A 25438-nucleotide genomic window follows, 5' to 3' on the forward strand; every position below is an offset into this window, starting at 1 on the left:
AAAAAGCCGGGTGGCGGCTTCGCCTTACCCGGCCTACGTTCCATTCCCTCTCCCTGTGGGAGAGGGGCAGGGTGAGGGCATCAGGCCGCACTACACCACCCAATCACACCTTTCTTCACCATTCACCAGCAGCTTACGTTTTTCCCCCGCCGGTAACGACACCTTCAGCGCGTTCCATGCCGGACGATAATCACCGCGTGCACTGATGTTCAGGTTGACGGTTGCCCCGTCGCACACCATTTCCCACGCCACCCACAGCGCATTGCCGTTCTGGTAGCCCCAGGACTCGCCGTCATCTTCAAACAGCAGGCCGGACGTGGTGCCGACGCCTTTCACCGGGAACAGCTTCAGCTCGCGGGTATCGTCTTTTTCGGCGCTCACGTGACGGATGCGCTCGCTGAGCGGCAGACCGGCACCGGCGCGCACCAGCAGCGGCAGTTTCTCCAGCGGCGCGTCGAGGACGATCGCTTGCCCGCCAGCGAACCATTCATGAGTGTAGAAATCGTACCAGCCGGTTTCGTTATCCGGCAGCCAGACGTGGCGTTTACGCTGCCCGGCCTCGACGACGCTGGCGACAAGGAGGTCGCGGCCCAGCAGGAAGTCATCGCACTCTTCGAAGGTCCGCGCGTCGTGCTCGTGGTCGAGGAAGGTCGGGCGCAGCATCGGTTCGTCGTCGGCGTGCGCCTGCCAGAGCAGGGTGTAGAGATAGGGCAGCAGACGGTAGCGCAGCTCAATCGCACCGCGAATAGCGGGGGTGACGCCCGGGTACATCCACGGCTCGTTGACCGTGTGGTCATCGTTCCACGAGTGAATGGTAAAGCGCGGATGCATCACGCCGTTTTGCACCCAGCGCACGAACAGCTCGGCGTCTGGCTTGTCGCCGGAGAAACCGCCGACGTCGTGGCCGACGTTGAACAGCCCGGAGAGGCTCATGCCCAACCCCATGCGGATGTTATAGCGCAGGGTATCCCAGTGAGTGCGGTTATCGCCGCTCCAGGTCTGGACGTAGCGCTGCATCCCGGCGCAGCCGGAGCGGGAAATGAGATACGGACGTTTTTCCGGCGCGAAACGCTGCTGCGCTTCCAGCGAGGCGCGCATCATCAGCAGCGGCATCACCGGGCGAATGTGTTTGATGGCAATCTCTTTGCCAAAGCCAAAACAGCGTGCTTCCCCGTCCCATACTTCGTATTCGTTGTTATCGTTCCAGGTCGAGTCTATCCCCATCTCCAGCAGCTGCGTGGTCACGCCGTTCTGCCACCACTGTACCGTCTGCGGGTTGGTGAAATCGAGATGCGAGCCTTCGTCATCCCAGAAGCTGGAACGTTCAGGTGCATCAGTTTCTGAGTCGCGAATGAACAGGCCACGTTCCGCCACTTCATTATAGCGGGGATGATCCTGCAGCAGACAAGGCTTGATGTTGGCGGCCAGCTTTAACCCGGCATCGTGGAACGCCTGGCTCATCACCTTCGGCTGCGGCACTTTGTCATGGTTCCAGTTAAAGACGTAGCGCTTGCCGTTAATGGAGGTATAGCCTGAGGAGAGCTGGAACGAGTCGCATGGAATCGCGTGTTCTTCACACAGGCGGATAAAGTTCATCAGCTGGTTTTGCGCGTCCGGCGCGTCGGTATAGTGCATGGTCGAGCCGCTGTAGCCCAGGCTCCATTTCGGTCCGAACAGCGTTTTCCCGGTCAGGCGCACGAAGGCTTTGGTGACGTCCAGTACGCGCTTGCCGGTAAAGATGTAGTAATCGATATCGCCCGCTTCCGCCTGCCAGCGCCGATAGGCGGTGTGGTAGTTGTCGATCTCGTTGCCCAGATCCAGCCAGCAGCTGCTCAGATTATCGTAGAACAGGCCGTAGCTCACGTCGTCGCGACGGGTGAGTGTGAACGGAATGTGCTTGTACAGCGGGTCGGTGCTGGCGGCGTTGTAGCCCATCGCATCCAGGTTGCGCATCTCGTAGCGTTTACCGTTGCGCTGTAGATCGCCCGCTTTCTCGCCCAGCCCGTAGAAACGTTCGTCCTTGCGACGGCTCAGATAGTGCGCCACGCCGTCACCGTGGGCGTTCAGCAGGTACGCACTGGTCGGACGGTCATTGACCAGCGGCTGCCACTCGCCCGCGTCATTGCGGTAGTGCCACTCCAGCCACAGGGGCTGGTGGACGGTCACCCGAAGCTGCTCCGTCGCCACCGTCACGGTATTTTCCTGCCGCGTCAGCGTCCAGGCCGGGCAGGTAAAGCCACTGACATCGTCACGACGGCGACCTTCCCACGGCACGTCTTGCGCCGGGGCGATGCTCCAGGTGCGGTCCAGCGCCAGTTCACCTTTGCGTTTGATCAGCACGCGGAACAGGTTCTCTTCCAGCACATACAGGCACAGGCGGTGCTGGTTATCCACCAGCAGTTCCAGATGGTTTGCCGACTGCGTATCAACGGTCCAGTTTTTCAGGGTTTTCATATGCAATACATCCACTATCAGGCGCGCTTGGCGCGACGTTCAGCAATAAATGCTACCAGGAAGACAGCGCCAATCAGGTCAAAGAAGCCCATGGCAATAAAGAGCGGGTTAAAGCCGATTTTGTCGGCGGTCACACCGATTAACAGCGAGAACAGGAAGCTGGCGATCCACGCCGCCGAGCCGCGCATGCCGTTGACGGTCGCCATCTGGCCCTTATCAAACGACTCCACGACCAGGGCGCTGAGCATGCAGGAGATAATCTGGTGCCCAAAGCCGCCGATGGAGATCAGCACGATGGTGATATACGGGTCGCGGGTAATGGCGACAATGCCCAGAGAAATCATCAGAAACGCGCCGGTGACGGAGCTGGCGACGACGGAGTTAACGCGGGAGCAGCCGAACAGGCGGGTGTACAATCGCGTCAGGTAGCCACTTGCCACGCTGCCGAGGTCAGCAGCGAGGAATGGCAGCCAGGCGAACATCGCAATCTGCTTCAGGTCCATGCCGTGTTCTTTGGCGAGATACAGCGGCACCCAGAAGCTCAACACCGCCCAGGCCGGTTCCGCCATAAAGGCCGGGATGGCGATACCGTAGAAACGTTTGTTTTTCGAGACGGTTTTCAGCGCGGTCAGGAACGGCAGTTTGACCGCAGGCGGTTCGTTATCCTGCTTGATAAATGCCAGCTCATCCTTACTCAGGTTCGGGTGCTGCTCCGGGTTGTGGTAGAACGCCCACCAGAGGATCACCCACAGCAGCGCCAGCACGCCGGTAAACATAAACGCACCCTGCCAGCCAAACGACGCGTGAGCAAAGTAGATAATTGGCGGGGCCAGCATCGCACCGATGGAGAAGCCCACGCCCGCCCAACCGGCGGCAACAGGACGTTCCGATTTCGGGAACCATTCACCGATGGTTTTGGCGTTCGCCGGGGTTGCGGCGGCCTCAGAGGCCCCCATAAAGAAGCGCAGGATAGCCAGGTGCAGCCAGCTTCCGGCCCCCGCGTGGAAGATACACATCAGCGCCCAGATCCCGGCGCAGACCATAAAGCCAATCTTCAGGCCGATGACGTCAATCAGCCAGCCGCACAGGGGCTGGAAAATGGTGTAGGCGATCTGGAATGCGCCGACGATCCAGGAGTATTGCTCGGTGGTGATCCCGAGGCTCTCTTTCAGTTCCGGCGCGAGGATCCCCAATGAGTTTCGGGTGATGTAGTTAACGGTGACGCCCAGTAAAAACAGCACCAGCACGTACCAGCGCAGGTTCTTGATGACGCGACGGGTTTTGCTTGTCGCAACGGTGTTATTGATGTCCTGACTCATTTTACTCTCCACAAGACGGACGCTAAGGGGACGGAGGTTCAGGTGTCACACAGATTGTTATGCCTTTGATTTCTATCCGTTTAGAATGCTTAAGTTGCTATACAACTAGTATGGAAGTTGTGTGACAAGTTCACCTTAAGGGAGAAAATGAGTGGGCAATAGTGGATTTTGTGCAAAGTTTCTCATAACGGGTGCAAACCCTCTGGCATGATGGTCGTTATGCCCGTTATTACCTGACAGATACGCTATGAAAATTTTTTCATTTCGCAAATGGAGCCAGATCACAAAATGGACAAAAGGCTAAAAATCACCGAAATCGCCGCCCGTACGCAACTCTCTATCAGTACCGTTTCCCGCGTGCTGGCGGGCAAAGCGAACACCAGCGAAAAAGCGCGTGCAAAGGTGCTGGCGTGCGCACGGGAGCTGGGGGTGATGGATGGCATGGCGGCGGGGCGTCTGCTGCTTAACAGCCTGGTGGTCTTTGCTCCCCAGCGAGCCTTTGACGAGCGGTCCGACATCTTTTACTACCGCGTGATCCAGAGCGTCAGCAAAGGGCTGGCTTCGCACGAGGTTCGGCTACGCTACTGTGCGCTGGAGGAGAACGACAGCGACGCGCAGCTTTTTCTGGCACGCATGAACGAGCCGGATACCCAGGCAGCCATTCTGCTCGGTATTGACGATCCGCATATCCACGATCTGGCGGTGGACGTGGGGAAACCCTGCATGCTAATTAACTGCCGTGACCGCCACATGCGTCTGCCTGCCGTAGCGCCGGACCATCGCGCCATTGGCGAGCGGGCGGCGGAATACCTGTTCGAAATGGGACACCGCGACGTGATGAACGTGCTGTGTCTGCGCCGTTACACCATGGAGCTGCGCCTGGCAGGGATCCGCGACGCGTGGCACGCCCATAACCTGACGTTCAGCGACAAGCGCGATCTGCTGGTGGTGCCGAGCTTTAGCGCGCGCGAAACGGAACAGCTGGTTAGCGAGTGGCTTAACCAGCAGAAGGGAAAAGATCTGCCCACCGCGTTTTTGGTCGGCGGCGACTTTATGGCGGCGGGCACCATCAGCGCTTTGCAGAAACAGGGATTGCGGGTACCGCAGGACGTTTCCGTCATGAGCATCGACGGTTTTAATCTGGCGGCGATTCAGGATGTGCCCCTGACGGCAGTGCATGTCCCGCGTGATGAACTGGGAACGGAAGCGGTGCATATGCTCCAGCAGCGGCTGATGCGCCCGGACGCCCCGGTGGGAACCTTGCTGCTGAACGGCACGTTGACCGTGCGGGAATCGGTACGGCGGATACGTCAGGGGAAACGACGCACCGCCGTTGAGCGGGAAGGGCTGTACGACAGTTAAACCATACCCAGCGCGCGCTTGCCGTGGATGTTGAGATCGTTCACGGTAAAGCGGTCCTGCCAGCTTTTTTCATAATCTTCACGCGGGAAATCTCCCGGTGACGCACCGGTTTCCAGCGCTTCCTTCACCTTTTTCGCGTAGGCGAGGTTCTTTTCGCACATCGGCGCGGCAGGGATGTACATCACGTTGCCCCAGCCCTGCTGATTTTCCACCGGAGCGACGGAGTGGATCACATCGCAGTGCCACCACACGGAATCCCCTGCGTCCAGCGCCGGTATGCTGGTTAATGCTTCGATGAGCAGCGGGTGCCATTTTTCCGAAATCGGCAGCACGCGGCCCGGCGCGACGCCGCAGAGTTCATCTTCCGGCACGTCGTCCAGCAGCGGACGCAGCAGAATGTACGCCATCGCTTCCGGGATGGGCACCACGTGCAGCAGTCCCTGGCCGGGGATCATGTCCGACAGCGCCGTCCAGCCCTGGAAAGTACGGAACACCGAACACTTGGTGGTGTTATCCACGGTGTACTCTTCCACTTCGGTGCGGTGCGCGGCGTTCCACGGATCGTACTTATCAATATTGCCGTCAAACACGCGGGCAAACACCTGCTGATAGGCAGGCAGCAGCCAGCGCTCCAGCGCGCCGGAATCGGTGTGCGCGCCCAGCCCTTTAGAGGTGGTGCCCGGTGGGCGGCGGCGAATACGATCCGGATAAATCACGCTGACATCCGGGTCGAACCACTGCTTGCCGTTGCTCTCGAATGTCCATAAACGGTTCAGGAACGACTGCACCTGCGCCATCTCTTCGCTCTGACGCGCCTGCATTTGCGCCTGCGACCAGTAGATCGGGTAAATCTCCGGACGAGAGGCGGTTAAGGTGCCGAAGAAGTTATCGCCCGGCCCTTTGTACACCTCGTCAAAGTTATTGAGATCGAGATAGTCGAGCATCGACTGATCCCACGCCAGCGCCTGTTCGCGCGGAAAATGACCTTTGATCACCGCGCAGCCCCGACGCTTAACCGCCTCGCGCTGTTCAGCGGTGATTGTGCCGTTTTTCACATCCGCGAACGGGATCGTCGGCCAGACGGGTTGGCCTTTATTCTTGAGGGCGTTGATCTCTGCCACGCGGGTGGCAATGTTGTCGCTGAGCTTGTCGAACACCGCCTGAACATCACCGATCTGGGCGCGTAGCTCGCGCTTCATCTGACGAATTGCCGCTTTGTGGTCCGCTGGCAAAGTTTCACTGGTAAAGGTCATAACTGCCTCGCATCTTTCATTCGAAAGTAAAAATATCTACAAGTGATACTTTAAGTTAAAAATAAGTTAATGCAAGTTTAAAAACTTGACGCAAGCCACAGGACGGAAAAAGAGTGAGAGGCCGGAGCGGGGCTCCGGCGGGAGAGAGATTAGGCGTCGAACGGGGAATGGTTATCGAGCACGGCCTGAATGACGTTCAGCGCGCCCTGGTGGTTGTTGTCGTCGGTGCTGTAGCGGGCGATCTGTTTGATGCTTTCTGCCGCGTTGTTCATCGCAAATGAGTATTTCACCAGCTTCAGCATCTCCGCGTCATTGCCGCTGTCGCCAATGGCCACGCACTGCTGCGGGGAGAGCTCCCAGCGCTTCAGCAGGCGGCTGATGCCGTTGGCTTTATGCAGGCCAGGAATGATCAAGTCCACAAACCCAAAGCCGCTGGTGACCGGTTTCATAATGCCGTCGAGAGAAACATGCAGCGCGTCGATCAGGTTCGGGATATCGCTGTCGGGCAGGTTCAGTGAGAACTTGAACAGCACATCGTCAATCTCGTGATAACCGCTGACGCGCGTTAAGCGATGGTAGTGCTTAGACATCAGCGCCACAAATTCGTCCGGGGCTTTATCGCTGACGTAAGCGCTCTCCAGTCCGCAGGCCACGAAGTTCAGCGCGTTATCTTTCAGCAGTTCGCCAATGACGATCTGCGACTCATGGCGAGTCAGTTCGCCGTGGAAAACGTGTTCCCCGTGATCGAACACCAGCGCGCCGTTTTCCGCCACGAAGGAGATTCGATCTTTTAGCTCAGGGAAGAAGGAGATGAGCTGATAATACTGATTGCCGCTGGCGACAACGAATTCAATGCCGCGGGCGTTAAGCTGCTCAAACTGTGCCTGGAAGCGGTCACGATCGTACTGCTTGGCATCATCAAGGAAAGTTCCGTCCATATCGGTGACGATAACTTTTACGGTCATACTGTGCTCCTGGGTCACTGCGTTTTGAAACATTCTAATAACAAGGTGACGGGGAGCACAAATTTAATTTCGAATGAAAGTCAGAAAGCCGGGTGGCGGCTTCGCCTTACCCGGCCTACGGGGGAGACAATGTAGGCCCGGTAAGCGCAGCGCCACCGGGCGTTTTTTTACAGCGTATGCTCGGTACGCGCAATAATATCGTCCTGTGCATCCGGCGACAGGGCGGTGAAGAACGCCGAGTAGCCCGCCACGCGTACCACTAAATCTCGGTACTGGTCAGGGTGTTTCTTCGCTTCCAGCAGCGTTTCGCGCGAGACGATGTTGTACTGAATATGCCAGCCTTTATGCACCTCGAAGAAAGTGCGCAGCAGCACCATCAGCTTCTGGCGATCGCTGTCGTTTTCCAGCGTCGACGGGTTCAGCTTCTGGTTCAGCAGCACGCCGCCCAGAATCGCCTCGGTAGGGAGTTTACCCACGGAGCCGATGACCGCCGTCGGGCCGAGGTGGTCGGTACCGGACGCCGGGCTTGCCCCTTCCGCCAGCGGGGTATGCGCCTTACGTCCGTCCGGAGTCGCCATCGTTGCCGCGCCAAACGGCACGTTTGCGGAAATGGAGGAGGTGCCCGCGTAGTAGTTACCGCCAATCGGACCACGACCATAGCGCGGGTTGTGGTACTGCTTCAGCTCTTCAATGTAGGTCTGGTAAGCACGCGTCAGCAGCATATCCACGCTGTCGTCGTCGTTACCGTACTTCGGCGCGCCGTTAATCAGACGCTGACGCAGCTGCTCGTGGGTCAACCCGTCGAAATCATCCGCCAGCGCGGCCGCCAGCTGCTGTTGACCGATGACGCCCTGTTCAAACACCAGCTTCTTCACCGCCGCCAGACTGTTGCCGAGGTTGGCGATACCCACCTGCAGGCCGGAAACCCAGTCATACTTCGCGCCGCCCTGCTTGATGCTTTTCGCGCGTTCGATGCAGTCGTCCACCAGCGCCGAGCAGAGAATATCGTGCACGTTCTCTTCCAGCATGGTGTCCACCACGTACTCAATTTCGATGGATTTGCGGGTGTAGTAGCGAATCTGCGTATCCCACGCCGCCATCACCTCCTCGAAGTTATCGAAGTTACCGGCAGAGAGCGCTTTTTCCTGCGGCAAGAATACCTTACCGCTGGTGGCGTCGCGGCCGCCTTCCAGCGCGGCGAGCATCACGCGGGCAAAGTTGATAAAGCTCATGCCGGTGCAGCGATAGCCCCACTTGCCGCCCACGGCGGTTTCGATACAGCCGATGGCCGCGTAGTCATAGGCGTCATCACGTTCAACGCCGAGCTTGATAAATTCCGGGATAACGATTTCATCGTTGTTGAACGCCGGCATCCCGAAGCCGCAGCGGATCACCTGTACGCAGGCGTCGAGGAAGTCGTTGCTCATGCCTGCGTGGTAACGCACGCTCAGGTTCGGCTGAGTGGAGCGCAGGCGACCGCAGGATTCCAGAATCGCGTAGGAGAGCGGGTTGACCGCGTCCATTGGCTCACCGTTGACCAGCTTCTGGCCGCCGATGGTGACGTTCTGGTACAGCGGGCTACCGGCAGAGGCCTTAGAGTGCGAGCCGGAGCGGATCTTGTTCACTTCCAGCAGCTTCAGCCAGCAGCTGTGCAGCAGCTCAATGGCGTGTTCGCGGTCCAGGCTCTGGTTCAGCTCCACGTCGCGGCGGTAGAACGGATAGAGATACTGATCCATACGGGCAAACGACACGGAGTGACCGTTAGACTCAATCTGCAGGATCAGCTGAATGAAATAGCACAGCTGCAGCGCCTGCCAGAAGGTTTTTGGCGGCTCGTGGGCAATCACGTCGCAGTTTTCCGCCATTGCCAGCAGCTCGTCGCGGCGGCTTTCGCGGGTTTCCGTGGCCGCCATTTCGCGTGCCAGAGCGGCAAAACGTTTGATGTGCAGGCTCACCGCGTCCAGCACGATATCGATCGCTTTCAGGAACTGGTCGCCGTGCAGATCGTCCAGCACCGTCAGGTTGATACGCGAGCGGCGCTCGGCGACTTTAGCGCGCAGGCCGTCGAGACCTTTCTCCAGCACCAGCGGGAAGTTCACCGCCAGGTGCGCGTCGCCGGAGGTCATGTTGCCTTCGGCTTTGATAATACCGGTTTCCAGCAGGCCTTTTTGCTCGTCGGTGAACATGCCGTAGCAGCGATCCTGCACCGTCTGGCCGCGCCACCACGGGCAGATCGCATGCAGGACGCGCTTGTTCTCTTCGCTCACCGCAAAGCCCGCGCCCGGACGGTCCGCCAGATCGTCGATCTCTTTTTCAATCCAGGAGACGGTGTATTCCGGGAAGATAGGTGCGGCGCGAACTTCGCTTGCCTGGTTACCGATAATCAGCTCGTCGTGTTTGATCCAGATGGTACGCTCAGCCAGATGATGCGCCAGCGCCAGGGCGCGACGCACCGGGATCGGCTTGTCCATGTGCTGCTGGTACATTTCGGTGTAATGCTGCGCGCGCTCGGTACAGACCGGCGGCTTAACGATATGGACCAGCGCGGTTTTGTGCGCCTTGATGCGCTCGCTGAGGGTGTTGAGATTTAACGTCGTCATAGGTTTATCCTCGTAAGGTCGCGGTTAACCCTTTCTGGCAGGCGTACTGCTGCGCGAAGTCCAGCAGGGCAGGGTTATCCAGCGGTTTGTCAGGGGCAGAGTAGGGTTGGCCAAGCAGGGTGTATTTGTTCATGCCCAGCGTGTGATACGGCAGAAAATGAATATCATCGACGCCAAGTTCATCGGCGGCGAAGTTGGTAATGGCGGTTACGGACGCTTCATCGGCATTGAAGCCCTGAATCAGCGGTACGCGAATGGTGATTTTTTTCCTGGCAGCGGCAAGGCGCTTCAGGTTATCGAGGATCCGTTTGGCCGAGCCGTCCGTCCACTGTTTGAACACCTCAGGATCGACGTGTTTCAGGTCGGCGAGGAACAGATCGACGTACGGTAATGAAGGCTCGATATAGTGCCACGGCACGTGAAGACAGGTTTCAACGGCGGTGTGGATCCCCTGTTCGTGGCTGGCTTTAAACAGCGTGTGCGCCAGCTCCGGGTTCATAAACGGCTCGCCGCCGGAAAGCGTAATACCGCCGCCGCTGCGGTCGTAAAAGGGCTTATCGCGCAGCACGGTCGCCATGATCTCGCCCACCTGCTGTTCTTTACCGCAGACGGTCAGCGCCTGCGTCGGGCAGCAGTCGGTGAGGGCGTTGAGCGTCTCTTCACGCAATTTTTCACGGTGGATGACGAGACCATTCAGCGCGCGTTCGATACAGCCCGGCGCCGCCTGCTGACACAGGTCGCAGCCGTCAAGGCACAGGCGCGCATCAAACAGCACGTCCCGGCTACGGGAGCGGCTTTCCGGGTTCTGGCACCAGCGACAGCCCAGCGAGCAGCCTTTCAGGAACACCACGGTACGAATACCGGGGCCATCGTGGGTGGAGTAACGCTGAATATTGAAGATCATGTTTTTGCCCTCAGGTTGCATATGAAGATTAAATTACTTTCGAATGAAAGTTATCTTGATGCAGGTCAACTCCTGAGCAGGTTTTCCTGTGATAGGTTAAGTGCAGACTAATTTTGAGGGTGACATCATGGAACTTTATCTCGACACATCTGACGTTGCGGCAGTCAAAAAGCTGGCGCGTATCTTCCCGCTGGCGGGCGTGACTACCAACCCAAGCATTGTGGCGGCAGGTAAAACGCCGCTGGATGAGCTTCTGCCCGCGCTGCACGACGCGCTGGGCGGTAAAGGCCGTCTGTTCGCGCAGGTGATGGCGACGACCGCTGAAGGTATGGTGGACGACGCGCGTAAGCTGCGCGCGATGATTAACGACCTGGTGGTGAAAGTGCCGGTAACTGCCGAAGGGCTGGCAGCCATCAAGATGCTGAAAGCGGAAGGCATTCCGACGCTGGGTACGGCAGTGTACGGCGCGGCCCAGGGTATGCTCTCCGCGCTGGCAGGAGCAGAGTATGTCGCGCCATACGTGAACCGCGTGGACGCGCAGGGCGGGGACGGTATCCAGACCGTGGTTGAGCTGCAACAGCTGCTGACGCTGCACGCCCCGCAATCAAAAGTGCTGGCCGCGAGCTTTAAAACCCCACGTCAGGCGCTGGACTGCCTGCTGGCAGGATGCGAGTCCATCACGCTGCCGCTGGACGTGGCGCAGCAGTTTATTACCTCTCCTGCGGTAGACGCAGCGATTGTGAAGTTTGAGCAGGACTGGCAGGGGGCGTTTGGTCGGACGTCGATTTGACGGGTGCGGCCTGATGCCCTCACCCCAACCCTCTCCCACAGGGAGAGGGAGCAAACACTAAAACGGCAACCTGAAGGTTGCCGTTTGCTTTAACCTCCACAAACCTCACACCCCGGATTACGCATCAGCTTCATCTCGCGGAACTGGCAGGTCATCGCGTCATACATCACGATTTTTCCAGCGGCAGGCGTACCGTAATGCGCCAGCACTTTAATCGCTTCCATTGCCTGCAGCGACCCAATCACGCCGACGAGCGGCGCCATCACGCCCGCCTCAACGCAGGTTAGCGCATTCTCACCAAACAGACGGCTCAGGCAGCGGTAGCAGGGTTCCCCCTCCGCGTAGGTGAAGACGCTGATCTGCCCCTCCATGCGGATCGCCGCACCGGAGACCAGCGGGGTTTTGTGGGCAAAACAGCCTGCATTAAGCTGGTTACGAACGGCGACGTTATCGGTGCAGTCGAGCACCAGATCGTGCTGCGCAATCTGCGCAAATAACGCCTCGTCATCCAGCATCGCGTCAAGCAGGGTGAACTGAACGTTGGGGTTGATGCGCGCCAGGGCAGCCCGGGCGGATTCCACTTTTGGCTGGCCAATGGTCGCGTCGCTGTGCAGCGTCTGGCGCTGCAGGTTAGACACCGATACGGTATCAAAATCCAGCAGCGTCATCCTGCCCACGCCCGCCGCGGCCAGGTATTGCGCGGCGGCGCAGCCGAGCCCGCCGAGGCCAACAACCAGCACGCTGGCCGCCTTGAGTGCTTCCTGTCCCTCGAAATCAAACCCGCGCAGGACAATCTGGCGGTTGTAGCGCATCATCTCCTGGTCGCTCAGTTCCACCGTCATGTCAGCCTCCGAACAGGTGGTTGAAGCGCTCTACCTCAACCCATTCACCCGCTTCCACGTTGCCGCGCTCGCGCTCCAGCACGATAAAGCAGTTGCCCAGGCTGAAGGAGCTGAAAATGTGCGAACCCTGGTGCCCGGTCGTGCTGACTTCCAGCTCACCCTGCGCGTTATGCGCCAGAATGCCGCGCTGGAAATCAAGCCGACCCGGCGATTTTTTCAGGCGCGTCGCGGCGCGCACGCGCAGGCGTTCCGGCAGCGGGCTGGCGGTGTTGCCGGAAAGCTTCGCCAGCAGCGGGATCACCAGCTGGTAAAAGGTGAGTGCCGCTGAGACCGGATTACCCGGCAGACCGCAGAACCAGCTGTGCGGAAGCTTGCCAAACGCGAACGGTTTGCCCGGTTTGATTGCCAGCTTCCAGAAGGCGATTTCGCCCAGCTCTTCAAGAAGGGTTTTGGTGTAATCCGCTTCCCCCACGGAGACGCCGCCGGAGCTGATGACCACATCGGTAGATTGATCCGCCTCAATAAATGCCGCGCGCAGTTTTTCCGGATCGTCAGGAATGATGCCGAGATTAATCACTTCGCAGCCCAGCTGCTCCAGCATCAGGTGGACTGCCAGCCGGTTGGTGTCGTAAATCTGACCGTCCTGCAGCGGCTGGCCCGGAAGCTGCAGCTCGTCACCGGTGGAGAACACCGCGACGCGCACTTTCCGGATAACGTCAATGTCCGCGATGCCGAGCGAGGCCAGCACCGGCAGCTCCGCCACCGTCAGCTTCTGCCCGGCGGCAAAGACCGTTGCGCCAAGGGTAATGTCCTCGCCGGTACGGCGGATGTTCTGGCCCGCTTTGACGCTGGCGGTAAAACGCACGCCGTCGTCCGTCTGTTCGGTTTCTTCCTGCATCACCACGGCATCGCAGCCTGGCGGAACCGGCGCGCCGGTCATGATGCGCACGCAGGTGCCCACAGGCCATTCACCGCTAAACGGCTGACCGGCAAAGGCTTTACCCGCCACCGGCAGGGCGTTGCCCGTCTGGAGGTCCGCCAGGCGTACCGCATAACCGTCCATCGCGGAATTATCGAACCCCGGCACGTTAAGCGGAGAGACGATATCGCGCGCGGCGATTCGGCCAAAACAGCGCACGAGGGGCAGCGTTTCGACGTCTTGCAGCGGCGAAAGTCGGTCAAGCATCTGCGTGAGTGCCGTCTCAAGCGGCATCTGTCCGGCGGTAAAATCCATGGTGGGCTCCTGAGGAGTAACAACGAAAGCGTCCATTATGGCAGAAAAGTGCGGCTAACTGTATGACCCGATGGGTGTACGCTTTACATCACAGTTGCGTCTTTCTATATTCAAAAATCATCTGAAGTTTCATCGACGATAATGATATTTATAGAAAAAGCCGCGAATCAGGCTAACGGGTGATGCGAATGGTTAATGCGGTAATCGCAATTCATGGTGGCGCAGGGGCAATCACCCGTGCACAGCTCAGTCCTGAGCAGGAAAAGCGTTATATTGACGCGCTGTACGCCATTGTTGAAACAGGTCAGAAAATGCTGGAAGCGGGCGAGAGCGCGCTGGATGTGGTCACCGAGGCGGTGCGTCTGCTGGAGGAGTGTCCGCTCTTTAATGCTGGCATCGGTTCAGTCTTTACCCGGGATGAAACCCACGAGCTTGATGCTTGCGTGATGGACGGCGTCACCCTGAAGGCAGGGGCCGTGGCGGGCGTGAGTCATCTGCGTAATCCGGTGCTGGCGGCGCGTCTGGTGATGGAAGAGAGTCCGCACGTTCTGCTGACGGGCGCCGGGGCGGAGAAATTTGCCCGTGAGCACGGAATGGAACCGGTATCGCCCGATCTGTTTTCCACGGACGCGCGTTTTCAACAGCTGCTGGAAGCCCGTTCGGCGGGCATGACGCAGCTTGATCATGCTGCGCCGCTGGATGAAACCACCAAAATGGGCACGGTCGGCGCGGTGGCGCTGGATAAGGCCGGCAACCTCGCGGCGGCGACCTCAACGGGCGGCATGACCAACAAGCTGCCCGGCCGCGTCGGCGACAGCCCGCTGCCGGGCGCCGGCTGCTATGCCAATAACGCCACGGCGGCGGTGTCGTGTACCGGCACCGGGGAAGTGTTTATTCGCGCCCTCGCGGCCTACGACATCACCGCGCTGATGGATTACGGCGGTTTAAGCCTGAGCGAGGCCTGCGAGCGCGTGGTGATGGAAAAATTGCCTGCTCTGGGCGGCGTTGGCGGCCTAATTGCCGTGGACCGTGAGGGCAACGTGGCCCTGCCGTTTAACAGCGAAGGGATGTATCGCGCCTGGGGTTACGCCGGTGATGAACCGAGCACGGGCATCTATCGTGAATAAGGGGGCCGCGCGTGCCGCACAGTGAAGAGCTGGACAACGGCGAAGTACTGGCTGTCCATCAGCTGAATATTGCGTTTCAGGAAGAGCGGCAGTTCATCCCCGCAGTAGAAAATTTATCGTTCTCGCTCAGACGCGGCGAGACGCTGGCGATTGTTGGCGAATCCGGTTCCGGTAAATCGGTCACCGCGCTGGCGCTGATGCGTCTGCTGGAACAGACGGGCGGGCAAATCAGCAGCGAGAAGATGCTCCTGCGCCGCCGTAATCGTCAGGTCATTGATTTAAACGAGCTGAGCGGCGCGCAGATGCAGGGCGTGCGCGGGGCAGATATTGCGATGATCTTTCAGGAGCCGATGACTTCGCTTAACCCGGTTTTCCCGGTAGGGGAACAGATTGCCGAGTCCATCCGGCTGCATCAGGGGCTAAGCGGCGATGAGGCGCTCAACGAAGCCAGAAGGATGCTGGAGCTGGTGCGCATTCCCGAGGCGCAGGCCATTCTGGGACGTTACCCGCATCAGCTTTCCGGCGGTATGCGCCAGCGGGTGATGATTGCCATGGCGCTCTCCTGCCGTCCGGCGGTACTGATTGCGGATGAACCGACAACGGCGCTGGACGTGACGATTCAGGCGCAGATCCTGCAGCTTATCAAAGTGCTGCAGCAAGAGATGGAGATGGGGGTGATATTTATCACCCACGATATGGGCGTGGTGGCTGACATCGCCGACCGGGTGCTGGTGATGCACAAGGGCAATGCGGTGGAAACCGGCACGGTCGAACAGATTTTTCATGCCCCTGTGCATCCTTATACTAAAGCGCTGCTGGCGGCGGTGCCGCGTCTTGGAGCGATGAACGGCAGCGACCTGCCGCGTCGTTTTCCGCTGATTTCCCTTGAAGCGACAGGGCAGCAGGAGGATGAACGCGAGCAGGATACCGTGGTGCCGGGCAAACCCATTCTTGAAGTGCGCGACCTGGTGACCCGTTTTCCGCTGCGCAGCGGGATTTTCAATCGCCTGAAGCGCGAAGTCCACGCGGTCGAAAACGTCAGTTTCGATTTATGGCCGGGCGAAACGCTGGCGCTGGTGGGGGAGTCCGGCTGCGGGAAATCCACCACCGGACGCGCACTGCTCCGGCTGGTGGAGACGCAGGAAGGGACAATCACCTTTAACGGCGAACGAATCGATACCCTGCCAGACAACAAATTACAGGCGGTACGCCGGGATATTCAGTTTATTTTCCAGGATCCGTATGCCTCCCTCGATCCGCGCCATACGGTGGGGTACTCCATTATGGAGCCGCTGCGGGTGCATAATCTGCTCGACGGCGAAGCAGCGCAGCGCCGCGTGGCCTGGCTGCTGGAGCGCGTCGGCCTCAAGCCGGAACATGCCTGGCGTTATCCGCACGAGTTTTCCGGCGGGCAGCGGCAGCGTATCTGCATTGCCCGTGCGCTGGCGCTGAACCCGAAAGTGGTGATTGCGGATGAATCCGTTTCGGCGCTCGATGTCTCAATCCGGGCGCAAATCATCAACTTATTGCTCGATTTACAGCGGGATATGGGCATCGCTTTCCTGTTTATCTCGCACGATATGGCGGTGGTCGAGCGCATCAGCCATCGCGTGGCGGTGATGTTCATGGGGCAAATCGTGGAGATAGGTCCGCGAAGGGCAGTGTTTGAGAACCCGCAACATCCTTACACTCGCAAGCTTATCGCGGCGGTACCGGTTGCTGACCCCGCGCATCGTCACGGCCAGCGCGTGCTGCTGCAGGATGAAATGCCGAGCAATATTCGCAAACGCGGCGAGGCCGTTGAGCGCGTGACGCTGCGCGAAGTCGGGCCGGGTCATTTCGTCGCTCCCCCGCGTCAGGACAATGCGTTTTCGCGGTTATAACTTACAACAGGCAGGAGAACACAATGGTTACTTTTGTAGCGCGTAGATGGTTGTTAGCCGCGAGCGTGACGGCAGCCCTGGCCGCTGCCCCCGCGTTCGCTGCCAAAGATGTGGTGGTTGCTGTCGGCTCCAACTTCACCACGCTGGATCCGTATGACGCCAACGATACGCTTTCCCAGGCGGTGGCGAAATCGTTCTATCAGGGGCTGTTCGGCCTGGATAACGAGATGAAGCTCAAAAATGTTCTGGCGCAGGGGTATACCGTCTCCGACGACGGTCTGGTCTATACCATCAAGCTTCGTTCCGGCGTGAAGTTCCAGGACGGTACCGATTTCAATGCGGAGGCGGTAAAGGTCAACCTTGACCGTGCCAGCAACCCGGAAAATAGCCTGAAGCGCTATAACCTTTATAAAAACATCGCCAGCACCGAGGCGGTGGATCCGACGACGGTCAAAATCACGCTGAAAGCGCCATTCTCGGCGTTTATCAATATACTGGCGCACCCGGCAACGGCGATGATCTCGCCTGCCGCGTTGAAAAAGTACGGCAAGGAGATTGGCTTCCACCCGGTCGGTACCGGCCCGTACGAGCTGCTCACCTGGAACCAGACCGATTTTGTGAAGGTGAAGAAATTCCCGGGGTACTGGCAGAAAGGGCTGCCGAAGCTGGACACCATCACCTGGCGTCCGGTGGTGGATAACAATACCCGCGCAGCGATGCTGCAAACGGGTGAGGCGCAGTTTGCTTTCCCCATCCCGTATGAGCAGGCCGCCATTCTGCAGAAAAACAGCAAGCTGGAGCTGGTGGCCAGTCCGTCAATCATGCAGCGCTATATCAGCATGAACGTCACGCAGAAGCCGTTTGATAACCCAAAGGTACGTGAAGCGATCAACTATGCGATTAACCGTCAGGCGCTGGTGAAGGTCGCTTTTGCGGGCTATGCCACCCCGGCGACCGGCGTGCTGCCTCCGGCTATTGCCTATGCGCAAAGCTATCAGCCGTGGCCGTACGATCCGGCTAAAGCGCGCGAGCTGCTCAAAGAGGCGGGCTTCCCGAACGGTTTCAGCACCACGCTGTGGTCGTCGCATAATCACAGTACCGCCCAGAAGGTGCTGCAGTTCACCCAGCAGCAGCTGGCGCAGGTGGGCATCAAGGTGCAGGTCACCGCGATGGATGCCGGTCAGCGGGCCGCGGAGGTCGAGGGGAAAGGGCAGAAAGAGAGCGGCGTGCGGATGTTCTATACCGGCTGGTCGGCGTCGACCGGTGAAGCCGACTGGGCGCTTGCACCGCTGTTTGCTTCGCAAAACTGGCCGCCAACCCTGTTTAACACCGCGTTTTACAGCAATCCGCAGGTGGACAACGATCTGGCCGATGCCCTGAAAACCACTAAACCGGAAGAGAAAGCGCGCCTCTACAAAGACGCCCAGGACCTTATCTGGAAAGAGTCGCCGTGGGTACCGCTGGTGGTGGAGAAACTGGTTTCAGCCCATAACAAAGCGCTGACCGGGTTCTACATCATGCCGGATACGGGCTTTAGCTTTGACGATGCGGATTTAAAATAACACTCATGCTGAATTATGTTTGTAAACGCTTGCTTGGGCTTATCCCGACGCTGCTGATTGTGGCGATACTGGTATTTTTGTTTGTGCATATGCTGCCGGGCGATCCGGCGCGTCTGGTTGCCGGGCCGGAAGCAGATGCCGCCGTCATTGAGATGGTGCGCAAGCAGCTGGGCCTGGATCAGCCACTGTATATGCAGTTTCTTCATTACATTTGCAACGTTCTGCAGGGCGATTTTGGCATCTCGATGGTGTCGCGTCGTCCGGTAGCGGAGGAAATCGCCAGCCGCTTTATGCCCACGTTCTGGCTAACGATTGCCAGTATGAGCTGGGCAGTGGTGTTTGGGCTGGGCGCCGGGATTGTTGCGGCGGTCTGGCGCAACCGCTGGCCGGATAAGCTCGGTATGGCGCTGGCGGTCACCGGTATCTCTTTTCCGGCGTTCGCGCTGGGGATGCTGCTGATGCAAATCTTCTCCGTTGAGCTGGGCTGGCTGCCGACCGTTGGGGCCGATACCTGGAAGCATTACATTCTGCCCTCTATGACGCTGGGGGCTGCCGTCTCGGCGGTAATGGCCCGCTTTACCCGCGCCTCCTTCGTTGACGTGCTGAGTGAAGATTATATTCGCACCGCGCGGGCGAAAGGGGTCAGCGAGAAGTGGGTCATTCTTAAGCACGGGTTTCGTAATGCGATGATCCCGGTGGTGACGATGATGGGGCTGCAGTTTGGCTTTCTGCTGGGCGGCTCTATCGTCGTGGAAAAGGTCTTCAACTGGCCGGGGCTGGGGCGTCTGCTGGTCGATTCGGTCGAGATGCGCGACTACCCGGTAATTCAGGCGGAAGTCCTGCTTTTCTCCCTGGAGTTTATTCTTATCAATTTAGTGGTGGATGTGCTCTACGCCGCCATTAACCCGGCCATCAGGTATAAGTAAAATGCGATTGTTGAACTGGCGACGTCAGGCCGTTTTAAACGCTATGCCGGGGCTGAAACCGGAGCATATCCGCACGCCGTGGTCGGAATTCTGGCGGCGTTTTCGCCGTCAGCCGGTCGCCATGACGGCGGGGCTGTTTGTGCTGCTGCTGATTGCGGTGGCCATCGTTGCACCCTGGGTGGCGCCGTTTGATGCGGAAAACTATTTTGACTACGACCGCCTGAACGATGGGCCGTCCATGCTCCACTGGTTCGGCGTGGATTCCCTTGGGCGCGATATCTTCAGCCGCGTGCTGGTGGGGGCGCAAATCTCGCTCGCCGCCGGGGTGTTCGCGGTGCTTATCGGCGCGGCAATCGGTACCGTGCTGGGTCTCGTTGCCGGATATTACGAAGGCTGGTGGGACCGCATCATCATGCGAATCTGCGACGTGCTGTTTGCCTTCCCCGGTATTCTGCTGGCCATTGCCGTGGTGGCCATTATGGGGAGCGGCATGGCGAACGTGATTATTGCCGTCGCGGTATTTTCGATTCCCGCCTTTGCCCGCCTTGTGCGCGGCAACACGCTGGTGCTGAAACAGCAGACGTTTATCGAGTCCGCCCGCAGCATGGGGGCCAGCGATGCCACCATTCTGTTCAGCCATATTCTGCCGGGAACGGTGTCGTCTATAGTGGTCTATTTCACCATGCGCATCGGCGTGTCGATTATTTCTGCGGCCAGCCTGTCGTTTCTGGGGTTAGGCGCACAGCCACCGACGCCTGAGTGGGGTGCGATGCTGAACGAGGCGAGGGCAGATATGGTGATTGCGCCGCACGTGGCGATCTTCCCGAGTCTGGCGATTTTCCTGACCGTGCTGGCATTTAACCTGCTGGGGGACGGGCTGCGCGACGCGCTGGATCCGAGGATTAAGGGGTAGGGCAGTGGAATGTGCCGGGTGGCGGCTACGCCTTACCCGGCCTGGAAATGAGGTGTAGTGCGATTAAACCCGGCTACCCCACAGGTCATATTCGTCCGCGTTTTCAACCTTCACGCGAAGAATATCACCCGGCTTAACGCGAGTTTCGCCGTTCAGGTACACCGCGCCGTCGATTTCAGGGGCATCCGCCATGCTGCGGCCAATTGCGCCTTCTTCGTCCACTTCGTCAATGATAACCATGATCTCTCGGCCCACTTTCTCCTGCAGACGTTCAGCAGAGATCTGCTGTTGCAGCTGCATAAAGCGGTTCCAGCGCTCTTCTTTCACCTCTTCCGGCACCTGATCCGCCAGTTCGTTGGCGGTTGCGCCTTCAACCGGGCTGTACTTGAAGCAGCCTACGCGGTCCAGACGCGCTTCTTTCAGGAAATCGAGCAGCATCTGGAAATCTTCTTCGGTTTCACCCGGGAAGCCGACGATGAAGGTTGAGCGCAGGGTCAGATCCGGGCAGATTTCGCGCCACTGTTTAATGCGTGCCAGCTGACGGTCAACGGAGCCAGGACGCTTCATCAGCTTCAGGATACGCGGACTGGCGTGCTGCAGCGGGATGTCCAGATACGGCAGGATTTTGCCTTCCGCCATCAACGGAATGACGTCGTCAACGTGCGGATATGGGTAGACGTAATGCAGACGCGTCCAGATCCCCAGCTTCGCGAGCTGCTCGCACAGGCCCACCATGCTGGTTTTCACCGGCTCGCCGTTGTGGAAACCGGAACGGTGCTTCACGTCTACGCCGTAAGCAGAGGTATCCTGAGAAATCACCAGCAGTTCTTTCACGCCAGCATCGGCCAGACGTTTAGCTTCCGCCAGCACGTCGCCAATCGGACGGCTCACCAGATCGCCACGCATGGACGGGATGATGCAGAAGGTGCAGCGATGGTTGCAGCCTTCGGAAATTTTCAGGTAAGCGTAGTGACGCGGCGTCAGCTTCACGCCCTGTTCCGGCACCAGGCTCAGGAACGGATTGTGCTTTGGTTTTGGCACGTAGTGATGAACATGTTCCAGCACCTGCTCGTAGCTGTGCGGGCCGGTGATCTCCAGCACCTTCGGGTGCACTTCACGGATCTGGTCCTCTTTCGCGCCCAGACAGCCGGTCACAATGACTTTGCCGTTTTCCGTCAGGGCTTCACCGATGGCTTCCAGGGACTCCTGAACCGCGCTGTCGATAAACCCGCAGGTGTTCACAATCACCATATCGGCGTTGTCGTAGCTTGGCACCACGTCATAGCCTTCGGTACGAAGTTCGGTCAGGATGCGTTCGGAATCCACCAGGTTTTTCGGGCAGCCGAGGGAGACGAAGCCGATTTTCGGCGGGTGCGTAACATTGCTCATAGGTTAAAAATTCATCAATTATGGAGTTATCAGGGCGGGATTTTACAGCGTATCGCGTGGGATTTATACACTCTTTGCAAGCGGGATGTGCCGGGCAGAGGTTGTAACATTGTAAATAATGTTAATCAGTTAAGAATAATTGATCTCAGGCATTAAACTGTACAAAAAACGAACTTATTCTCACTGTGCAACATGGCTGACAGAGGAGGAAATAGCATGTCCGTTGACAGACTGAAACGCGATCTGCTTAACAAGCTGATCAACGCCCGAATCGACCTGGCCGCTTATCTGCAGCTCAGGAAGGCCAAAGGCTATATGTCAGTCAGCGAAAGCGAACATCTGCGTGATAATCTGTTTGAACTTTGCAATTTCATGCGTGAAAAAGCACCGATCCTGAGGGCGGAATACGATGAATGCGAGTTAATGGCTCTGCGTCGTGCCGCTGAGGTGCTCTCCATTGCTGGGGTATGTTTGATGAACGGACGCCACGACTGCCCGAATTTTATCGCTGTGAACGCGGAGAAGCTTGAAAACTGCCTGACAACGCTCTCTCTATGCATCATGTGTCTGTCCGAGCACGAGAAGCTTGAGCAACACTGAGCCCGGGGGAGGCAACTCCCCCTTCTGATTAAGCTTTTGTAAAAGTGGTAACGCGCCCGGAGGTACTGGCTAATCTTTATGCCATATGCCCAAAAAGGAGCGCGTCATGCCACGGTCCTCGTTGATTTTCCTTCCTGCGTTGTGCTTTTCCTTTTCACTTCTTGCGGCGCCAGAGGCGGTGAAGGTCGAGGTGCTGCAAAACCGACTCGATCACCCCTGGTCGATGGCTTTCCTGCCGGACAATAAAGGGCTTCTGGTCACCCTCAGGGGCGGGCAGCTCAAACACTGGCAGGCCGGAAAAGGGCTTTCCGATCCCATTGTCGGCGTTCCGAAGGTCTGGGCGAACGGTCAGGGAGGATTGCTGGACGTGGTGCTGGCGCCGGATTTTGCAACGTCGCGCCGCGTCTGGCTGAGTTACGCCGAAGCAGGGCATGACGGCAAAGCCGGAACGACGGTGGGTTATGGCCGCTTAAGCGACGATCTTTCCCGCATCGAGGCATTCCAGGTCGTGTTCCGCCAGATGCCGAAACTCTCGACCGGTAACCATTTTGGCGGACGGCTGGTGTTTGACGGCAAAGGCTACCTCTTTATCGGACTCGGCGAGAACAACCAGCGCCCGACGGCGCAGGACCTGGACAAACTGCAGGGGAAAGTGGTGCGCCTGACCGAGGACGGTAAAGTCCCTGCGGATAACCCCTTTGTGAACACCGCCGGCGCACGGCCGGAAATCTGGTCTTATGGCATTCGCAACCCGCAGGGAATGGCGATGAATCCGTGGAGCGACACGCTCTGGCTGAACGAACATGGCCCGCGCGGCGGGGATGAAATCAATATCCCGGAGAAAGGCAAAAATTACGGCTGGCCGCTGGCGACACACGGCATTAATTACAGTGGCCTGAAAATCCCCGAAGCCAAAGGTGAACACGTCGAGGGAACCGAGAAGCCGCTGTTTGTCTGGAAAGTCTCGCCCGCGGTCAGCGGCATGGCGTTCTACAACAGTGACGTTTTTCCGCAGTGGAAAAACAAACTGTTTATTGGGGCGCTAAAGGAGAAAGACGTTATCGTCCTGAGCGTGGAGGGCAACAAGGTCACGGAGGACGGGCGCATCCTGGGCGATCGAGATCAACGTATTCGCGATGTGCGGGTGGGGCCGGACGGGTATCTGTATGTGCTCACCGATGAAACGGACGGGCAACTGCTAAAAGTCAGCCCGTCCGGTGCGTAATCAGGTGACCGGGGTCATCACGACGTTACGGTACGCCGGACGCTCGCTCAGTTGCTTGAGCCAGCGTTCAAGGTGAGGGCGCGGCGTCCAGTCCAGCCCCATATTGGTCAGGTTCCAGACAAACGGCGCCACGGCAATATCCCCCACGCCGAACGTCTCGCCGGAGAACCAGGCGCGCTTCGCCAGTTCGTCATCCATCATGGCAAACAGGTTTTCACAGGCATCCTGAGCGGCATGAATAGCAGGATAGTCGCGCTCGGCCTCGGGGGTTCTCACCAGTCCCATCAGGATAACCCGGTGAACAGGAGAGAACGTCTGGTTTGCCCAGTCCATCCACTTTTCACCCTGGGCGCGCTGCGCCGGGTTTTCAACCCACAGGCGGCCAAGACCGTACTGGGCGGCGAGGTAGCGCACAATGGTGTTAGATTCCCAAAGCGTTGCGTCAGTTTCGTCATCGCGCAGCAGCGGCACCAGGCCGTTCGGGTTCATCGCCAGATAGTCGGCCTCTCTGTTTACCCCGTATGCCATGCCAGCCATGATTTGATTAAACGGTAAATCCAGCTCTTCCAGCGTCCAGAGCACTTTCTTCACGTTGGTCGAATTGTTCCTGCCCCACAGCGTAATCATATTTACTCCTGATGAGTTGTGAATCCGGGTCACCTTTTTCGCCATGGTGAGATAAACCTAACAATTACGCAACAGAAGACAAAAAAATCGCCTGAATCAAAGCGTAAATGAATGTTATTGCATAAACTTTAATAACTTTACCCTCGCTGGGTTTCTTTCACCGTTTTAGTGCGCTATTACTCATCGCTTCTTGCGACACGGTGATGTGACGTAATTTTTGAATGGACACTCGGGTGGCATTTATGACGCGAAAAATGACTTCTCTGCGCAGCCTGGCGGCAGGCTCTGCGCTCCTTTTCCTGTTTGCACCAACTCTCTACGCAGCAGAACAGGCTGCGCCCGAAGCGCCACCGGTGGATGCGCGCGCCTGGATCCTGATGGACTATGCCAGCGGGAAAGTGCTGGCGGAAGGCAATGCCGATGAGAAACTCGATCCGGCCAGCCTGACCAAGATCATGACCAGCTATGTGGTCGGCCAGGCCTTGAAAGCCGGTAAGATCAAGCTGGACGATATGGTCACCATCGGAAAGGACGCCTGGGCGACCGGCAACCCCGCGCTGCGCGGGTCATCGGTGATGTTCCTGAAGCCAGGGGATCAGGTGTCCGTTTCCGATCTGAATAAAGGGGTAATTATTCAGTCGGGAAATGACGCGTGTATCGCGCTGGCCGATTATGTGGCCGGCAGTCAGGATTCTTTCATTGGTTTGATGAATGGCTATGCGCAGAAACTCGGCTTAACCAACACGACATTCAAAACGGTTCACGGCCTGGATGCGCCTGGACAGTTCAGTACCGCGCGCGACATGGCGCTGTTGGGGAAAGCGCTGATCCACGACGTACCGGATGAATACGCGATCCACAAAGAGAAAGAGTTTACCTTCAACAAAATTCGCCAGCCGAACCGTAACCGTCTCCTGTGGAGCAGCAACGTTAACGTGGACGGGATGAAGACCGGCACCACGGCGGGCGCGGGCTATAACCTGGTGGCCTCTGCGACGCAGGGCGACATGCGTTTGATCTCGGTTGTGCTGGGCACCAAAACCGACCGCATCCGGTTTAACGAATCAGAAAAACTGCTGACCTGGGGCTTCCGTTTCTATGAAACCGTGACGCCGATTAAACCGGATGCCACGTTCGTCAGCCAGCGCGTCTGGTTTGGGGATAAGAGTGAAGTGAATCTCGGGGCGGGAGAAGCCGGTTCCGTGACCATTCCACGCGGTCAGCTGAAAAACCTGAAGGCCAGCTATACCCTGATCGACCCGCAGCTCACCGCGCCGTTGAAAAAAGGCCAGGTGGTCGGGACGATTGATTTCCAGTTAAACGGTAAGTCAATTGAACAGCGTCCGCTGATCGTGATGGAAGCGGTAGAAGAGGGTGGCTTCTTCAGCCGGATGTGGGATTTCGTATTGATGAAATTCCACAGCTGGTTTGGTAGCTGGTTCAGCTAATCCATCATGCTTTTC

Annotated in this window: 20 protein-coding genes; 10 read left to right on the forward strand and 10 right to left on the reverse strand. The window is 58.3% G+C overall.

All coding sequences use genetic code 11. The annotated features are described in order from the left end of the window. Positions 1-90: 90 nt before the first annotated feature. The gene (locus ABFI50_RS16065; RefSeq protein ID WP_047343483.1) at positions 91-2454 is read right to left on the reverse strand and encodes a glycoside hydrolase family 31 protein; all 2364 of its coding nucleotides are present in this window, start codon (positions 2452-2454) and stop codon (positions 91-93) included. 17 nt (positions 2455-2471) lie between these two features. Further along, positions 2472-3773, reverse strand: coding sequence for an MFS transporter (locus ABFI50_RS16070; protein ID WP_014883122.1), 1302 nt, complete (start codon positions 3771-3773; stop codon positions 2472-2474). A gap of 288 nt (positions 3774-4061) precedes the next feature. Between ABFI50_RS16070 and ABFI50_RS16075 the strand changes: the two genes are divergently transcribed. Beyond that, positions 4062-5135: a LacI family DNA-binding transcriptional regulator gene (locus ABFI50_RS16075; protein ID WP_023332477.1), complete on the forward strand. Its 1074-nt coding sequence runs from the start codon at positions 4062-4064 to the stop codon at positions 5133-5135. Here ABFI50_RS16075 and ABFI50_RS16080 read toward each other — a convergent pair. From ABFI50_RS16080 to ABFI50_RS16095, 4 genes are all read right to left on the reverse strand, one after another. Beyond that, a complete protein-coding gene (locus ABFI50_RS16080; RefSeq protein ID WP_200557800.1) occupies positions 5132-6388 on the reverse strand; it encodes a DUF1479 domain-containing protein in 1257 nt (418 codons plus the stop codon). The genes ABFI50_RS16075 and ABFI50_RS16080 overlap by 4 nt on opposite strands. 149 nt (positions 6389-6537) lie before the next feature. Continuing rightward, entirely contained in the window at positions 6538-7353 is an 816-nt protein-coding gene (locus ABFI50_RS16085) for a Cof-type HAD-IIB family hydrolase (RefSeq protein ID WP_176260457.1), read from the reverse strand. Between the two features lie 167 nt (positions 7354-7520). Beyond that, the gene (locus tag ABFI50_RS16090) at positions 7521-9953 is read right to left on the reverse strand and encodes a formate C-acetyltransferase/glycerol dehydratase family glycyl radical enzyme (protein ID WP_014883126.1); all 2433 of its coding nucleotides are present in this window, start codon (positions 9951-9953) and stop codon (positions 7521-7523) included. Positions 9954-9957: 4 nt separating this feature from the next. Then, entirely contained in the window at positions 9958-10857 is a 900-nt protein-coding gene (locus ABFI50_RS16095; RefSeq protein ID WP_347484501.1) for a glycyl-radical enzyme activating protein, read from the reverse strand. 127 nt (positions 10858-10984) lie between these two features. Between ABFI50_RS16095 and fsa the strand changes: the two genes are divergently transcribed. After that, positions 10985-11647 (forward strand): fructose-6-phosphate aldolase, encoded by a 663-nt coding sequence (gene fsa, locus ABFI50_RS16100; RefSeq protein ID WP_347484503.1) that lies wholly within the window; start codon positions 10985-10987, stop codon positions 11645-11647. An 89-nt stretch (positions 11648-11736) separates the two neighbouring features. Here fsa and moeB read toward each other — a convergent pair whose 3' ends face one another. Further along, a complete protein-coding gene (gene moeB / locus ABFI50_RS16105; RefSeq protein ID WP_232932194.1) occupies positions 11737-12489 on the reverse strand; it encodes a molybdopterin-synthase adenylyltransferase MoeB in 753 nt (250 codons plus the stop codon). A 1-nt stretch (position 12490) separates the two neighbouring features. Continuing rightward, positions 12491-13723, reverse strand: a complete 1233-nt coding sequence (moeA, locus tag ABFI50_RS16110; RefSeq protein WP_347484505.1) for a molybdopterin molybdotransferase MoeA — start codon at positions 13721-13723, stop codon at positions 12491-12493. Between the two features lie 188 nt (positions 13724-13911). On the opposite strand from moeA, the gene iaaA reads away from it, so the two are divergent. From iaaA to gsiD, 5 genes are read left to right on the forward strand one after another with little or no spacing between them, the layout of a single operon-like run. After that, positions 13912-14850 (forward strand): beta-aspartyl-peptidase, encoded by a 939-nt coding sequence (gene iaaA, locus ABFI50_RS16115; protein WP_050861578.1) that lies wholly within the window; start codon positions 13912-13914, stop codon positions 14848-14850. Positions 14851-14861: 11 nt separating this feature from the next. Continuing rightward, positions 14862-16733: a glutathione ABC transporter ATP-binding protein GsiA gene (gene gsiA, locus ABFI50_RS16120; protein ID WP_023338180.1), complete on the forward strand. Its 1872-nt coding sequence runs from the start codon at positions 14862-14864 to the stop codon at positions 16731-16733. Positions 16734-16756: 23 nt separating this feature from the next. Continuing rightward, positions 16757-18295, forward strand: coding sequence for a glutathione ABC transporter substrate-binding protein GsiB (gene gsiB, locus ABFI50_RS16125; protein WP_047026679.1), 1539 nt, complete (start codon positions 16757-16759; stop codon positions 18293-18295). 5 nt (positions 18296-18300) lie between these two features. Further along, positions 18301-19221, forward strand: coding sequence for a glutathione ABC transporter permease GsiC (gene gsiC / locus ABFI50_RS16130; protein ID WP_045268560.1), 921 nt, complete (start codon positions 18301-18303; stop codon positions 19219-19221). A 1-nt stretch (position 19222) separates the two neighbouring features. Beyond that, a complete protein-coding gene (gene gsiD, locus ABFI50_RS16135; protein WP_014883135.1) occupies positions 19223-20134 on the forward strand; it encodes a glutathione ABC transporter permease GsiD in 912 nt (303 codons plus the stop codon). Between the two features lie 63 nt (positions 20135-20197). Here the strand turns inward: gsiD and rimO are convergent, their stop codons facing one another. Further along, positions 20198-21523, reverse strand: coding sequence for a 30S ribosomal protein S12 methylthiotransferase RimO (gene rimO, locus ABFI50_RS16140; protein WP_045268559.1), 1326 nt, complete (start codon positions 21521-21523; stop codon positions 20198-20200). A gap of 216 nt (positions 21524-21739) precedes the next feature. On the opposite strand from rimO, the gene bssR reads away from it, so the two are divergent. Beyond that, the gene (bssR, locus tag ABFI50_RS16145) at positions 21740-22123 is read left to right on the forward strand and encodes a biofilm formation regulator BssR (protein WP_023332493.1); all 384 of its coding nucleotides are present in this window, start codon (positions 21740-21742) and stop codon (positions 22121-22123) included. Between the two features lie 106 nt (positions 22124-22229). Beyond that, positions 22230-23348, forward strand: coding sequence for a PQQ-dependent sugar dehydrogenase (locus ABFI50_RS16150; RefSeq protein ID WP_045281084.1), 1119 nt, complete (start codon positions 22230-22232; stop codon positions 23346-23348). Here ABFI50_RS16150 and ABFI50_RS16155 read toward each other — a convergent pair whose 3' ends face one another. Then, positions 23349-23975, reverse strand: a complete 627-nt coding sequence (locus ABFI50_RS16155; RefSeq protein ID WP_347484510.1) for a glutathione S-transferase family protein — start codon at positions 23973-23975, stop codon at positions 23349-23351. Between the two features lie 242 nt (positions 23976-24217). Here ABFI50_RS16155 and dacC point away from each other — a divergent pair, with 242 nt between their 5' ends. Beyond that, positions 24218-25423 carry a serine-type D-Ala-D-Ala carboxypeptidase gene (dacC, locus tag ABFI50_RS16160; protein ID WP_023338184.1) on the forward strand — a complete coding sequence of 402 codons (1206 nt, stop codon included), beginning with the start codon at positions 24218-24220 and terminating at the stop codon, positions 25421-25423. Positions 25424-25438 lie beyond the last annotated feature (15 nt).

The organism is Enterobacter sp. HNDS-6 (genome assembly GCF_039850505.1).
GTDB classification, from domain to species: domain Bacteria; phylum Pseudomonadota; class Gammaproteobacteria; order Enterobacterales; family Enterobacteriaceae; genus Enterobacter; species Enterobacter kobei.

Coding starts and splice junctions, on each gene's coding strand:
- ABFI50_RS16065 (WP_047343483.1), bottom strand. CDS start 2,454: ATGAAAACCCTGAAAAACTGGACCGTTGATACGCAGTCGGCAAACCAT.
- ABFI50_RS16070 (WP_014883122.1), bottom strand. CDS start 3,773: ATGAGTCAGGACATCAATAACACCGTTGCGACAAGCAAAACCCGTCGC.
- ABFI50_RS16075 (WP_023332477.1), top strand. CDS start 4,062: ATGGACAAAAGGCTAAAAATCACCGAAATCGCCGCCCGTACGCAACTC.
- ABFI50_RS16080 (WP_200557800.1), bottom strand. CDS start 6,388: ATGACCTTTACCAGTGAAACTTTGCCAGCGGACCACAAAGCGGCAATT.
- ABFI50_RS16085 (WP_176260457.1), bottom strand. CDS start 7,353: ATGACCGTAAAAGTTATCGTCACCGATATGGACGGAACTTTCCTTGAT.
- ABFI50_RS16090 (WP_014883126.1), bottom strand. CDS start 9,953: ATGACGACGTTAAATCTCAACACCCTCAGCGAGCGCATCAAGGCGCAC.
- ABFI50_RS16095 (WP_347484501.1), bottom strand. CDS start 10,857: ATGATCTTCAATATTCAGCGTTACTCCACCCACGATGGCCCCGGTATT.
- fsa (WP_347484503.1), top strand. CDS start 10,985: ATGGAACTTTATCTCGACACATCTGACGTTGCGGCAGTCAAAAAGCTG.
- moeB (WP_232932194.1), bottom strand. CDS start 12,489: ATGACGGTGGAACTGAGCGACCAGGAGATGATGCGCTACAACCGCCAG.
- moeA (WP_347484505.1), bottom strand. CDS start 13,723: ATGGATTTTACCGCCGGACAGATGCCGCTTGAGACGGCACTCACGCAG.
- iaaA (WP_050861578.1), top strand. CDS start 13,912: ATGGTTAATGCGGTAATCGCAATTCATGGTGGCGCAGGGGCAATCACC.
- gsiB (WP_047026679.1), top strand. CDS start 16,757: ATGGTTACTTTTGTAGCGCGTAGATGGTTGTTAGCCGCGAGCGTGACG.
- gsiC (WP_045268560.1), top strand. CDS start 18,301: ATGCTGAATTATGTTTGTAAACGCTTGCTTGGGCTTATCCCGACGCTG.
- gsiD (WP_014883135.1), top strand. CDS start 19,223: ATGCGATTGTTGAACTGGCGACGTCAGGCCGTTTTAAACGCTATGCCG.
- rimO (WP_045268559.1), bottom strand. CDS start 21,523: ATGAGCAATGTTACGCACCCGCCGAAAATCGGCTTCGTCTCCCTCGGC.
- bssR (WP_023332493.1), top strand. CDS start 21,740: ATGTCCGTTGACAGACTGAAACGCGATCTGCTTAACAAGCTGATCAAC.
- ABFI50_RS16150 (WP_045281084.1), top strand. CDS start 22,230: ATGCCACGGTCCTCGTTGATTTTCCTTCCTGCGTTGTGCTTTTCCTTT.
- ABFI50_RS16155 (WP_347484510.1), bottom strand. CDS start 23,975: ATGATTACGCTGTGGGGCAGGAACAATTCGACCAACGTGAAGAAAGTG.
- dacC (WP_023338184.1), top strand. CDS start 24,218: ATGACGCGAAAAATGACTTCTCTGCGCAGCCTGGCGGCAGGCTCTGCG.